The organism is Tardiphaga sp., from assembly GCF_028290495.1.
In the GTDB taxonomy this organism is placed as follows: domain Bacteria; phylum Pseudomonadota; class Alphaproteobacteria; order Rhizobiales; family Xanthobacteraceae; genus Tardiphaga.
Map to the genome: position 1 here is coordinate 43,153 of NZ_JAQGJT010000051.1, position 12,423 is coordinate 55,575.

A 12,423-nucleotide genomic window follows, 5' to 3' on the forward strand; every position below is an offset into this window, starting at 1 on the left:
CGAACTTACAACATTCCCGGCAGCACGCGGTCCGGTGGCTTGTGGTTGTCGAGGAAGGTGCGGATGTTGATGATGACCTTCTCGCCCATCTCGACGCGGCCTTCGATGGTCGCCGAGCCCATATGCGGCAGCAGCACCACCTTGCCGGCCCGGGCCAGCCGCACCAGCTTCGGGTTCACCGCCGGTTCGTGCTCGAACACGTCGAGGCCGGCGCCGGCGATGTCGCCGCTCTCGATCAGTCTGGTCAGCGTTTCCTCGTCGATCACCTCGCCGCGCGCGGTGTTGACGATATAGGCGTCCTTGCGGATCAGCTTGAGGCGTCGCGCTGACAGCAGATGGAACGTGGCCGGCGTGTGCGGGCAGTTCACCGAAATGATGTCCATCCGCGCCAGCATCTGGTCGAGCGAATCCCAATAGGTCGCGCCCAGTTCCTCGGCAATCACCGGGGCGACCGGCTTGCGGTTGTGGTAGTGGATCTGCAACCCGAAGGCGCGGGCGCGGCGCGCCACGGCCTGGCCGATGCGGCCCATGCCGATGATTCCCAGGCGCTTGCCGCCGAGCCTGCGGCCCAGCATCCAGGTCGGCGACCAGCCCGGCCAGTCCTTGCCGTCGGTGAGGATGGAGGCGCCCTCGATCAGCCGCCGCGGCACGGCGAGGATCAGGCCCATCGTCATGTCGGCGGTGTCCTCGGTCAGCACCTTCGGCGTGTTGGTGACGGTGATGCCGCGCGCCTGCGCCGCGGTGACGTCGATGTTGTCGACGCCGTTGCCGAAGTTGGCGATCAGCTTCACCTTGCAGTCGGGCTGGTCGAGCAGTTCCTTGGTGATCTCGTCGGTCACGGTCGGCACCAGCACGTCGGCGGTGCGGATCGCCTCGGCGAGCTGTTCGGTGGTCAGCGGTGTGTCGTCAAGGTTGATACGAGCGTCGAACAGCTCGCGCATGCGCGTTTCGATGCTGTCCGGCAACTTGCGGGTGACAACGACGAGAGGTTTTTTCTTGACCGACATGTGCTGCTCACTCGCGCTTTGGCCTGCCCGTTCAGTCCGCATTAACCCGGTTGATCGAAACTGCCGCGATCGCGCGATCTCACCGTTTCCTCGGGTTCCCGGATGCTCTTCGGCGTCCCGGGCTTCATCTTGGGCTTTGATCCTCTCTAGCAGAAGACCAAGCCAAAACAAGAACCCAGCGGGAGTGGATGAGACGACGCGACTTGAATTGGTTGGGGTTGGCGAATGGCGTTCAGGCGTGTGGTGGGTGCGGCGTTGCTCGCAAGTGCGTTGCTCGGCGTGTCGGTCGAGCCGGGGTCGGCGGCGCGTGATGCCAGCAAGGATGGCACCGGCAACGTGCCGGTCGGCGGCAGCGGGCTGCCGGTGCCGCGCTATGTCAGCCTGAAGTCAGACCATGTGAACGTTCGCGCCGGCCCGACAAAGGATAACGACGTCGCCTGGGTCTACACCAAGAGCGGGCTGCCGGTGGAGATCACCGCCGAATACGAGAACTGGCGCCGCGTGCGCGATTCCGAAGGCGCCGAGGGGTGGGTCTACCACTCGCTGTTGTCCGGCCGCCGCACTGCGGTGGTGACGATGAAGAACAAGGAAGATCTTGCTTCGATCTATGACAGCCCGGATCCCGCCAGCGCGGTGGCCGCGAAGCTGCAGGCCGGCGTGGTGGCGCAGGTCAAGCGTTGCAGCAAGAACTGGTGTCGCGTCATCGGCCCCGGCTTCGATGGCTGGATCGAACAGCAGCGGCTGTGGGGCGTGTACGCCGACGAGAAGGTGGATTGAGGGGGGCACAGCACCCTCAGCCCGTCGTCCCGGCCCAAGCGAGCCCTGGCGAGCGCTCGCTAACGCTCGCTGGTCCGGGACGACATCGCTTCTACACCAAACCGCGCGGTTCAGCTCTTGTCGTTGTCAAGTTTGGGGATGTTGGAGCCCTGCCCGGCGGACAGCAAGCCTGCCGACGCGTAGAGATCCAGCTTGGCGCGGGTGTCGATGATGTCGAGGTTGCGCATGGTCAGCTGGCCGATCCGGTCTGCTGGCGTAAACGGCGCATCCTCAACCTTCTCCATGCTCAACCGCTCCGGCTTATAGGTCAGGTTGGGGCTCTCGGTGTTGAGGATCGAGTAGTCGTTGCCCCGGCGCAGTTCGAGCGTCACCTCGCCGGTGATGGCGCGAGCCACCCAACGCTGCGCAGTTTCGCGCAGCATCAAGGCCTGGGAATCGAACCAGCGCCCCTGGTAGAGCAACCGCCCAAGCCGCATGCCGCTGATGCGGTATTGCTCGATGGTGTCTTCGTTGTGGATGCCGGTGACGAGACGTTCGTAGGCGATGTGAAGCATCGCCATGCCCGGCGCTTCGTAGATGCCACGGCTCTTGGCCTCGATAATCCGGTTCTCGATCTGGTCGCTCATGCCAAGGCCATGCCGGCCGCCGATGGCGTTGGCCTCGAGGAACAACGCGACAGGATCGGCGAAGGTCTGACCGTTCAGCGCAACCGGCCGCCCCTCGACAAACCGCACGACGACCTTCTCGGCCTTGACGACACAATCGTCCCGCCAGAACGGGACGCCCATGATGGGATTGACGATCTTGATACCGCTGTCGAGGTGTTCGAGATCCTTGGCCTCATGCGTGGCGCCGAGGATATTGCTGTCGGTCGAATAGGCCTTTTCGGCTGACATCTTGTAGGCGAAGCCGTGGGCGGTCATGAACGCCGACATTTCCGAGCGGCCGCCCAGTTCGTCGATGAATAGCTGATCGAGCCAGGGCTTGTAGATCTGCAAGTCCGGATTGGTCAGCAGCCCGTAGCGGTAGAACCGCTCGATATCGTTGCCTTTATAGGTCGAGCCATCGCCCCAGATATTGACGCCGTCCTCCTTCATGGCCGAGACCAGCATCGTGCCGGTCACGGCGCGCCCGAGGGGCGTGGTGTTGAAGTACGCGATGCCGCCGGTCGAGACGTGGAAGGCGCCCGATTGAATGGCGGCGATGCCTTCGTGAACCAGTTGCGTGCGGCAATCGACGAGGCGCGCTTTCTCGGCGCCGAATTCCATGGCCTTGCGCGGAATCTCTTCGTAGTCGGCTTCGTCAGGCTGCCCCAGGTTGGCGGTGTAGGCAAACACGCGGGCGCCTTTCTGCTTCATCCAAAGCAGCGCCGCACTGGTATCAAGCCCGCCGGAGAAAGCGATGCCGACGTTCTTTCCTTGGGGCAGGTTCTTCAAGATCGTAGTCATCGAACGTCCAATCGGGCAATTTCGGTTGCATGGGGTGCGCGCCCATCAAGCTTCGCGGGGACGGGTACCGGTTCAGGGGCTGTTTGACGGGATTGCGGGACTATAGGCAGAACCGACCTCGGTGCAAGGTCAGACCGGGGCTGGTCCGACGTCGCGGCCGAACAGCTTGCGACGCCAGCGATAGCCGGGCCACGCGAAGCGCGTCAGGCGGGCTTCGGCCTCGGCGTCGGTCTTGCGCGTCGCCGGCCATCGGTAAATCCAGCCGTGCACCAGCCAGATCACCAGGAACGTCACCAGCCCGGCGATCGCCACGTCGGTGAAGAAATGCCCGCCGAACGCCATCCGCAGGGCACTCGTCAGCGATCCGAACACGAAGGCACCGGCATAAGCGAGTGGGCGGACGGCCGGCGGCGTCAGCGCGGCCGGGGCGAAGGTCCAGAACGCGGTGGCGCCCTCGCCGGAAAAGAACGAGCAGTTGCGGCCGCACTGGCCGGTCGGGTCCCACCACGCCTTGAACTGCCAGGGGCCGCTGAATTCCGTGACCATCACCGGCCGCGGCCGGCCCCAATGGGTCTTGAAAGTCAGGTTGGTCAGGATGCCGGCAGCGAGCGTGATGGTGATCAGCAGGAATGCGATGGTATTGGCGGAGATCAGCAGCGGCCGGTTCGGCCAGATCAGCTTGATGATGAGGGCCGCAATCGACGGCAGCACGAAGGCCCAGCAGATCCACATCGCCGCATCGCGCGCGAACATCGCCAGCGCGCCGTCCTTGATCGGGAAGGTTTTGCTGGCGGCGTCGTAAAACAGCGCTGCGAGCTTGAGATCGAGTTCGGGATACAGCCCGAAGGTCAATCCGACGACGAGGCAAAGCGCGATCGCGATATAAAGTCCGGTCCGGTTCATGGTGCGCGGTTTAGCGGAGCGGGCGGGCGATGAAAAGACTCGCGCCAGCGGCCGGCATTGCGGCCGGCGATCATCCAGTAGATCAAGCCGCCGACGATGCCGGCGCCGGTCACCACTTCAAGGTGGCGGCGCACGATGCCGTCGAAGCGCATGGCATCGGTATCGAACGGCACCAGACCGAGGTAGCAGGCCAGTCCCACCGCGGCGCCGCCCAGCGCATAGGCCAGCACGCTGCGAATCGAGAACGTCTCGGTAATGGCCACCACGATGATGGCGGGCAGCAGCGCAAAGCCGCTGACGAAGATGAAGCCGAACCCGAGGATCACGTTGATGGCATTGGGATCGATGCCGGCGACATCGATCGCGCTGATCTCCGGAAACAGGATCGCCACCACCACGATCGCGCCGGCGATCAAACACGCGACGCAGAACGCAAAGAAGACGACGAACAGGCGGCCGATCAGGGACATCGAGAAATTCTCTTCGCTCGTGATGACTTCACCGGCCTCTCCCCGTCATTGCGAGGAGCCCTTGCGACGAAGCAATCCAGTTCTGGCGGAGTTCGCGGCTCTCTGGATTGCCGCGTCGCTTCGCTAAGGGGAAAGTTGGCAAGCCAACTTTCCTTGACCTCGCAATGACGGTTGAGAACGTAGCGAACGCATCAGTCCGTCATCGCCATTGCGCGCAGCGCCTGGCGCTCGCGGGCGGTGAGCTTCTCGGTTTCGGACTTCAACTGGCCGCAGGCAGCGAGAATGTCGCGGCCGCGCGGGGTGCGTACCGGCGAGGAATAGCCGGCGTTGAAGACGTATTCGGAGAATTTCTCGATCTGGTCCCAGTCCGAGCACTCATAGCGCGTGCCGGGCCACGGGTTGAACGGGATCAGGTTGATCTTGGCATGGATGCCCTTCAGCATCTTCACCAGCAGCTTGGCGTCCTCGAGCGAATCGTTGACGCCGCGCAGCATCACATACTCAAACGTGATGCGGCGTGCGTTCGAGGCGCCGGGATAGTCGCGACAGGCTTGCAGCAGTTCGGCCAGCGGATATTTCTTGTTGATCGGCACCAGTTCGTTGCGCAGTTCATCGCGCACTGCGTGCAGCGAGATCGCCAGCATCACGCCGATCTCTTCGCCGGTGCGCTTGATGTTCGGCACCACGCCGGAGGTCGACAGCGTGATGCGACGGCGCGAGATGCCGATGCCTTCATTGTCGGACACGATCAGCAGCGCATCGCGCACCGCCTCGAAATTATAAAGCGGCTCGCCCATGCCCATCATCACCACATTGGTGACGAGGCGGTTGCCGTTAGCGGTATCTCGGTCCGCCCAATCGTTGAGGCGGTCGCGGGCGACCATGATCTGGCCGACGATCTCGCCGGGCGTCAGATTGCGCACCAGCCGCTGGGTGCCGGTATGGCAGAACGAGCAGGTCAGTGTGCAGCCGACCTGGCTGGAGACGCAGAGCGTGCCGCGGTCGGTCTCGGGAATGTAGACGCACTCGACCTCGTGGGCTTTCTCGCCCGCGGTGCCGCTCGGCAGCCGCAGCAGCCACTTGCGGGTGCCGTCATTGGAGATCTGCTCGGCCACCACCTCGGGCCGTGCGACCGTGAAATGCTTTTCCAGCTCGGCGCGCATGTCTTTGGAGATGCTCGACATCTCGGAGAATTCGCGGGCGCCGCGGACATACATCCAGTGCCAAAGCTGCTGGCTGCGCATCTTGCGCTGGGCCGCGGCCACGCCGATCCCGCCGAGCTGCTCGGCGATCTCATTGCGCGACAGTCCGATCAGGGAAGGCTTGGCGAGCGGAACGTAGGTTTCCAGCGCCGTCTTCTCCAATGGCGCGTCTGCCGGGGGCAGCGCATGCGCATGGGCGTCGATGGAACCGGCCTCGGTTGAAACAGGGGTCATGGCGTCGATCTGTGATGTCGCGGAAATGTCAGCCTCAAATAGGCTTTCCGGCGCCCCCTGAAAAGGCGCTAAATGCGGCAATATTAACGGCGGCGGTGTCTGGCGGCCGAATTAGCGGCGGCAATCTTGCGCCAGACGGTCCAGCGCCTGGGCCAGACCCTTCAGCGCGAAGGTGTCCGAGGTCTCGGTTCCCTTGGCCGAGGTACCCTTGACGGTGACATCGGCGGCCTTGCGCAGGGCTTCAACCATGCGCTCTTCCTCGGCGGCATTCTTGATCCACAGCCCGTCGCCTTGCGTGTACATCGCATAGCGCGCGCCGCCGACTTCCAGCGACGATTCCGAGCCGGGCTTCAGCGGATAGCCGATCATGATCGAGACTTCGTTGGTCACCTTCTCCGCCGGGCGGGTCGAGATGAAGGCGTAGGCCGGGTCACGCGGCCGGCCGGCCGGCGTGGTCTTTGACGACGACGGCTTGGCCAGCGCGAAGCAGACCTTCTTGCCGTTCGGGGTCGCGGTATAGGCGCCCCAGGTGCCGAACTGGCCGATCAAGGTCGGCTCGGCATTTCCACCGCCGGCTGCAGCGGCAGGGGCCGCGCTCGGCTTGGCAGGCGTCTGCTTGGCCGCGGATTTGGCACTTTTTGACGAAGCCGTCTGCGCTTGTGCGAGGCCAGTAGCCGCGCAAAATGCCACACTCATCGACACAACTGTCAGGATTTTTCGCACGGACATGAAGTCTCGATCCTCTATTATTGTGACTGCAAGATGGCCCGAAAGCTGGCTCGAATCCGCGCCGTCACGGGCCTGACTTAACCGGGAAAGCCCGGCTTGGAAAGCAGCCGCGACCGTCGCCCACTGAATCAGATTGTCGCGCGCCCGCAAATCCGGCAAGAAGAAATCAACTGTCTCAATCAGAAGGTCAGATATCGATGAAGGCTATCCTCTGCTCGCAGTTTTGCGAACCCGACGATCTCGTGCTCGCCGATATCGCTGATCCCGTCGCGGCCGAAGGCCAGGTGGTGATCGCGATCAAATCCGCGGCGCTGAATTTCTTCGACATCCTGATGATCCAGGGCAAGTATCAGATCAAGCCGCCGTTCCCGTTCTCGCCGGCTGCCGAAGTTGCTGGTGTGATCGAGAGCGTCGGCGACGGCGTCACCGATCTGCGTGTCGGCGACCGCGTGGTGGCTTCGGTCGGCCATAACGGCGCGCGCGAGAAGATCGCGGTTCCCGCGGCATCCGTGGTGAAGATCCCCGACAATCTTGATTTCGACCGCGCCGCAGGCTGCATCATCACCTACGGAACCGCGCTGCATGCGCTGGAAGATCGCGCCAGCCCAAAGCCCGGCGAAACGCTGGCCGTGCTCGGCGCGGCCGGCGGCACGGGCCTTGCGGCCTGCGAGCTCGGTGCGCTGATGGGGCTGAAGGTGATTGCCTGTGCGTCGTCGGATGAGAAGATCGAGTTCGCCAAGCAGCACGGCGCGGAACTCGGCCTGAACTACGCGACCGAAGATCTCAAGGAAGGCCTGAAGCGGCTGACCGCGGGCGAGGGCGCCAACATCATCTTCGATCCGGTTGGTGGAACCTATGCCGAAGCCGCGTTGCGCGCGATCGCCTGGGAAGGCCGCTTCCTGGTGATCGGTTTTGCCGCCGGCGATATTCCGAAAATGCCGCTCAATCTGGCGCTGCTGAAAGGCTGCGACATTCGCGGTGTATTCTGGGGCGCGTGGGCGAAGAAGAACCCGGCGAAGAACCGCGCCAATCTGCAGAAGCTGGTGAGCTGGGCGGCCGAAGGCAAGATTTCCTCGCATGTCGATCGCACCTTCCCGCTGGCGCAGACCGCGGAAGCCTTGAAGGTGCTCGGCGGCCGCAAGGCAATGGGCAAGGTAATCTTGAAGCCGTAGCCCGGCGTTGGGTGCGCTGTAGCTACTTCAAGCTTCGCTGTCATCGCCCGGCTTGACCGGGTGAACCAGTACACTCAGACCGCGTGTACTGGTTCACCCGCTTCCGCGGGTGATGACAACCGAAACCGATGCGGCAGTCGCGTGTCACCGCGACTGCAAGTCGTCGAAGCTTATGCCGCCAGAATCGTTTTCTCGATATCGGCGATCGCATGGCCCGTGAGGTCTTTCGCGATCTCGCCTAGCAGAACGTCTTCCAGCTTCTTGTGGTAGTGCTTGCGCATCTCGCCGAGTGTTCGCGGCGCGGCGATGACGAGGACATGGGGGACGCCGCCGGTCAGAACCTGCTGGTTCAGCATTTCCGTGATGCCCTTGGCGAAGCCGTCTTCGGCCACCTGGCTATCATCGGGATTGGCGGCGCTGCTGTGATGGCCGGCGCTGGTCCCCTTGGCGTCGGCGTCGATCGCAGGCTCCGGCGCTGCCTTCAGGCTCATTTCGGTTTCGGTTCCGATGTTGCGGAACAGGCTGAGCTTTTCACCATCGGCAACGGCAACGATGGTATCCGTGGGAAGGATCATTTGGATTTCCTGTGATGGATGACGGCCGCGAGCGAGATCGCTCAAACGGCTCTCCGCACCAATCGATCAGTTACCCGGAAGTTCCGCAGCGCGCGTTGCGGTAAATCAAGCCTTCACGTCGCCTTTGTCCAAACCCCGCGCCATCGCTGCGCGCGCGGCTTCGCGGTGCTCCGGTGTGATGTGGGTCGCCACCATGCGCAGCGCTGTGGCGAGTATCGCGGCATCGTCAGTGAAGCCGAGAATCGGCAGCATGTCCGGTACGAAGTCGAACGGCAGGATGAAATAAGCGATCGCGCCGAGCAAGGCGGCCTGGACATGGCGCGGCGTCTGCCGGTCGAAGGCGCAGTAATACGCCGCCAGCAAATCCTCGGCGAACGGCAGCTTCACCGCCAGCCGCTTCAGCTTGTGCCAGAACCTTCGGCGAACGCTTTCCTGGTCCTGCGCCAGCCGGTCGGCCGGCTCGAAACCCACGCTGTGTTCGGAAGCCATTGCGTTGCCCCATCGCTTGCCGCGCTGCGCGGCAATGCCAGGTGAATTTGGTGACTCCGTCCCGATGCCGCAAGCGCGGGGGCTGTTACGATCCCTCGAACGGTGCGGCGATCCGGTTCATCGCCTTCGCCAGATCAATATCCAGCGCGGTTACGCCTCCGGCGTCGTGAGTCGTCAGCACCACCTCCACTGTCTTGTAAACATTGCGCCATTCCGGATGGTGGTCGCGTTTTTCGGCGACCAGAGCGACCCGCGCCATGAAGCCGAACGCCTCGTTGAAATCCCTGAAGCTGAAAGTCCTGGCGATGGCGTCGCGGCCGCTGACATCGCTCCAGCCGCTCAATTCCTGCAGCGCCGTCGTGCGGGCCGCAGCCGTCAATCGTTCTGCCATGTCATTCTCCTGCTCACCGCAACTTGACCTCAACGCCCGGTGACGCGGTTCGGATCCGTGCCACAATAAGGCAGCAAAGCCCGTGCAGGATAGTTCCCACGCGGTATCGTCGGCATGGCGGCCGCAAACGGTTATACTGACAATGAACCCCACGGTGGATTGACCTTGAGCCTGAAGCGATTGTTTTCCAGATCGATCGTGGACGGCCCCGACGTGATCGGGCCGGTCGATCCGGCATCGCCGCGCACGGTCCGCCGCCGAAGGATGATGTTGGTGGTGCTGGCCGGCATGCTGGCTATCGTTGCTACCGTGGCCAGCGGTTATTATTTCGCGATGAAGCCGGTGCCGCTGCGGATCGCCGTCGGCCCGTATAACAGCGACGACGCCAAGGTGGTGCAGGCACTGGTGCAGGCATTCTCGCGCGATCACACCCGCGTGCGGCTGCGCCCGATCGTGACCGACAGCGCCAGCGCCAGCGCCAAGGCGCTCGCGGACGGCTACGCCGATCTCGCCATTATCCGTGGCGACCTCGACGTGCCGAAGAACGCCCGCGCCGTCGCCACGTTGCGCAAGAATGTCGTCGTGTTGTGGTTGCCGGGGCCTGTCAAAGGCAAGAAGAGCGGACCCAAGATCACCAGGGTCGCGCAATTGGCCGGCCGCACGATCGGCGTCATCGGCAAGACCCCCGCCAATATCAACCTGCTCAACATCGTGCTTCGGCAATACGGCGTCGATCCCGAAAAGGTCACCACGGTTCAGTTCTCGACCACCGAGGTGGCCGAGGCCGCGAAGGATCAGAAGGTCGATGCCTTCCTTGCCGCGGGTCCGGTCAACAGCAAGATCACCAGCGACGCCATCACCGCTTCGTCGCGCGACGGCGCGCCGACTTTCCTGGCGATAGACGCGGCTGAAGCCATCGCGCAGAATTTCCCGATGTACGAAGCGTCGGAAATTCCCGCCGGCGTGTTCGGCGGTTCGCCCGCGCGGCCGGACGACGACGTCAAGACCATCGGCTTCTCGCACCACATCGTGGCCCGCCAGAGCCTCTCCGACACCACGGTGGCGGCGTTCACGCGGCAACTGTTCGCGGTCCGCCAGCAACTCATCACCGATTTTCCTCTGGCAGCGAAGATCGAGACGCCGGACACCGACAAGGACGCCGTGGTCCCCGTGCATCCGGGCGCGGCGGCCTATGTTGACGGCGAGGAAAAGACATTCCTCGATCGCTACAGCGATTACATCTGGTGGAGCCTGATGGGGCTTTCCGCTGTTGGTTCGGCCGGCGCCTGGTTCGCCAGCTTCATGAAGCGCGACGAGCGCAACAACAACACCTCGCAGCGCGACCGCCTGCTCGACATGCTGGCGGTGGCGCGCAACAGCAATTCGCTGGAAGAACTCGACGGCATGCAGGCCGAGGCCGACGACATCCTGCGCGCGACGCTAAACTGCTTCGAGTATGGCGCCATCGAGGATGGAACGCTGACCGCCTTCAACATTGCGCTCGAGCAGTTTCACAACGCCGTCGCCGATCGCAAGGCGCTCATCGGCATGGTCCTGCCCGAGCCTGTTCGGCAGAACCGGGTGCAGATCGTGTGATCGCAGCCGGAAAATTTGCGGCACGCGCCCGCATTTCCCGTGTGGCGGCTTTCTCCGATACCTCCGCGTCCTCGCCATCGGCGTCATTCGAGGTCAAATTAACGCGTTCGGCGCGGCCTGCATCTGCCGTCAGCGCCTCGCCAGGACCCTTGGATGCGCCGGATTCGACGGCCAAGGCGGGCAAATGGCCCTGACTCACCCGAATCGGGCCGATCTGGCGATATTGTCGACGGTTGAGGGCTCGAAAATACGCGGACGTGAAGCCGGATTTGCTTGTTTTCCGGCGCGTTTTGACTATATTGCGCCGCAACGCGTCCGAGTACCCGGCCATTGGCCGGGTTTGCTTTTGGAGGGATTGCCCCAGCGCGTTTTCAGACGAGGCAGAACCGACGACGCGCTGGCGCGTGAGGCTTGAGGCCTTTTGTCGAACTTGCCTTGTTGAACCGCTCCGGGCACCCAGACCGTAAAACCAGAAGAAGACCTATGAACCTTCGCAACATTGCTATCATCGCCCACGTTGACCACGGCAAGACCACGCTCGTCGACAAGCTGCTGCAGCAGTCCGGCACCTACCGCGACAACCAGCGTCAGGTTGAGCGCGCGATGGATTCGAACGACATCGAAAAAGAGCGCGGCATCACCATTCTCGCCAAGTGCACCTCGGTGCATTGGGAAGACACCCAGATCAACATCGTCGACACCCCCGGCCACGCCGATTTCGGTGGCGAAGTCGAACGCATCCTGTCGATGGTCGACGGTGTGATCGTGCTCGTCGATGCCGCTGAAGGCCCGATGCCGCAGACCAAGTTTGTGGTCGGCAAGGCGCTCAAGCTCGGCCTTCGCCCGATCGTCGCGATCAACAAGGTTGATCGTCAGGACGCCCGCATCACCGAAGTCGTCAACGAAGTGTTCGACCTGTTCGCAGCGCTCGATGCCACCGACGACCAGCTCGATTTCCCGATCCTGTACGGGTCCGGCCGCAACGGCTGGATGGCCGACAGCCCGGATGCGTCGCATGACGTCGGCATGAAGCCGCTGTTCGATCTCGTCATCAAGCACGTGCCGCCGCCCGTGGTCGAAGAAGGCCCGTTCCGCATGCTCGGCACGATCCTGGAAGCCAACCCCTATCTCGGCCGCATCATCACCGGCCGCATTTCGTCCGGCTCGGTTCGTCCGAACCAGGCGGTCAAGGTGCTGTCGCGCGACGGCAAGACCGTTGAAACCGGCCGCATCACCAAGATCCTGGCCTTCCGCGGCCTCGAGCGTCAGCCGGTCGAGCTCGCCGAAGCCGGTGACATCGTCGCCATCGCCGGCCTGCCCACGGGCACCGTGGCCGATACGTTCTGCGATCCCTCGGTCGAGATTCCGATCCAGGCCCAGGCGATCGATCCGCCGACCGTGTCGATGTCCTTCATCGTCAACAACTCGCC

At 63.4% G+C, this 12,423-nt stretch carries 13 protein-coding genes; 4 read left to right on the plus strand and 9 right to left on the minus strand.

Annotated elements, in window-relative coordinates; all coding sequences use genetic code 11:
- Positions 1-5: 5 nt before the first annotated feature.
- Positions 6-1,007, minus strand: coding sequence for a D-glycerate dehydrogenase (locus JWQ24_RS09865; RefSeq protein ID WP_299807111.1), 1,002 nt, complete (start codon positions 1,005-1,007; stop codon positions 6-8).
- 225 nt (positions 1,008-1,232) lie between these two features.
- Here JWQ24_RS09865 and JWQ24_RS09870 point away from each other — a divergent pair, with 225 nt between their 5' ends.
- Positions 1,233-1,784 (plus strand): SH3 domain-containing protein, encoded by a 552-nt coding sequence (locus tag JWQ24_RS09870; RefSeq protein WP_299807113.1) that lies wholly within the window; start codon positions 1,233-1,235, stop codon positions 1,782-1,784.
- A gap of 110 nt (positions 1,785-1,894) precedes the next feature.
- Here the strand turns inward: JWQ24_RS09870 and argG are convergent, their stop codons facing one another.
- From argG to JWQ24_RS09895, 5 genes are all read right to left on the minus strand, one after another.
- Positions 1,895-3,232 (minus strand): argininosuccinate synthase, encoded by a 1,338-nt coding sequence (argG, locus tag JWQ24_RS09875; protein WP_299807115.1) that lies wholly within the window; start codon positions 3,230-3,232, stop codon positions 1,895-1,897.
- A gap of 129 nt (positions 3,233-3,361) precedes the next feature.
- The gene (locus JWQ24_RS09880; protein WP_299807117.1) at positions 3,362-4,135 is read right to left on the minus strand and encodes a phosphatase PAP2 family protein; all 774 of its coding nucleotides are present in this window, start codon (positions 4,133-4,135) and stop codon (positions 3,362-3,364) included.
- Positions 4,132-4,605, minus strand: a complete 474-nt coding sequence (locus JWQ24_RS09885; RefSeq protein ID WP_299807119.1) for a hypothetical protein — start codon at positions 4,603-4,605, stop codon at positions 4,132-4,134. The genes JWQ24_RS09880 and JWQ24_RS09885 overlap by 4 nt, the downstream gene beginning before the upstream one ends.
- 191 nt (positions 4,606-4,796) lie before the next feature.
- Positions 4,797-6,041: a 23S rRNA (adenine(2503)-C(2))-methyltransferase RlmN gene (gene rlmN, locus JWQ24_RS09890; RefSeq protein ID WP_299807121.1), complete on the minus strand. Its 1,245-nt coding sequence runs from the start codon at positions 6,039-6,041 to the stop codon at positions 4,797-4,799.
- Between the two features lie 111 nt (positions 6,042-6,152).
- Positions 6,153-6,737 carry an invasion associated locus B family protein gene (locus JWQ24_RS09895; protein WP_299807123.1) on the minus strand — a complete coding sequence of 195 codons (585 nt, stop codon included), beginning with the start codon at positions 6,735-6,737 and terminating at the stop codon, positions 6,153-6,155.
- Between the two features lie 230 nt (positions 6,738-6,967).
- Here JWQ24_RS09895 and JWQ24_RS09900 point away from each other — a divergent pair, with 230 nt between their 5' ends.
- A complete protein-coding gene (locus JWQ24_RS09900; RefSeq protein WP_299807125.1) occupies positions 6,968-7,942 on the plus strand; it encodes an NADPH:quinone oxidoreductase family protein in 975 nt (324 codons plus the stop codon).
- Positions 7,943-8,112: 170 nt separating this feature from the next.
- Here JWQ24_RS09900 and JWQ24_RS09905 read toward each other — a convergent pair whose 3' ends face one another.
- The 3 genes from JWQ24_RS09905 to JWQ24_RS09915 all read right to left on the minus strand — a co-directional run bounded on the left by JWQ24_RS09905 (position 8,113) and on the right by JWQ24_RS09915 (position 9,397).
- Positions 8,113-8,517, minus strand: coding sequence for a host attachment protein (locus JWQ24_RS09905; protein WP_299807127.1), 405 nt, complete (start codon positions 8,515-8,517; stop codon positions 8,113-8,115).
- 105 nt (positions 8,518-8,622) lie between these two features.
- On the minus strand, positions 8,623-9,006 hold the full coding sequence (locus tag JWQ24_RS09910) for a YkvA family protein (protein WP_299807129.1): 384 nt from the start codon (positions 9,004-9,006) through the stop codon (positions 8,623-8,625).
- Between the two features lie 85 nt (positions 9,007-9,091).
- Complete coding sequence (locus JWQ24_RS09915) at positions 9,092-9,397, minus strand: 4a-hydroxytetrahydrobiopterin dehydratase (protein ID WP_299807131.1); 306 nt, start codon at positions 9,395-9,397, stop codon at positions 9,092-9,094.
- 267 nt (positions 9,398-9,664) lie between these two features.
- Here JWQ24_RS09915 and JWQ24_RS09920 point away from each other — a divergent pair, with 267 nt between their 5' ends.
- Both JWQ24_RS09920 and JWQ24_RS09925 read left to right on the plus strand, forming a co-directional pair.
- Positions 9,665-10,993 (plus strand): TAXI family TRAP transporter solute-binding subunit, encoded by a 1,329-nt coding sequence (locus JWQ24_RS09920; RefSeq protein ID WP_299807141.1) that lies wholly within the window; start codon positions 9,665-9,667, stop codon positions 10,991-10,993.
- Between the two features lie 483 nt (positions 10,994-11,476).
- Positions 11,477-12,423, plus strand: a 947-nt coding sequence (locus JWQ24_RS09925) for a GTP-binding protein (protein ID WP_299807133.1), incomplete at its 3' end; no start/stop codon positions are given.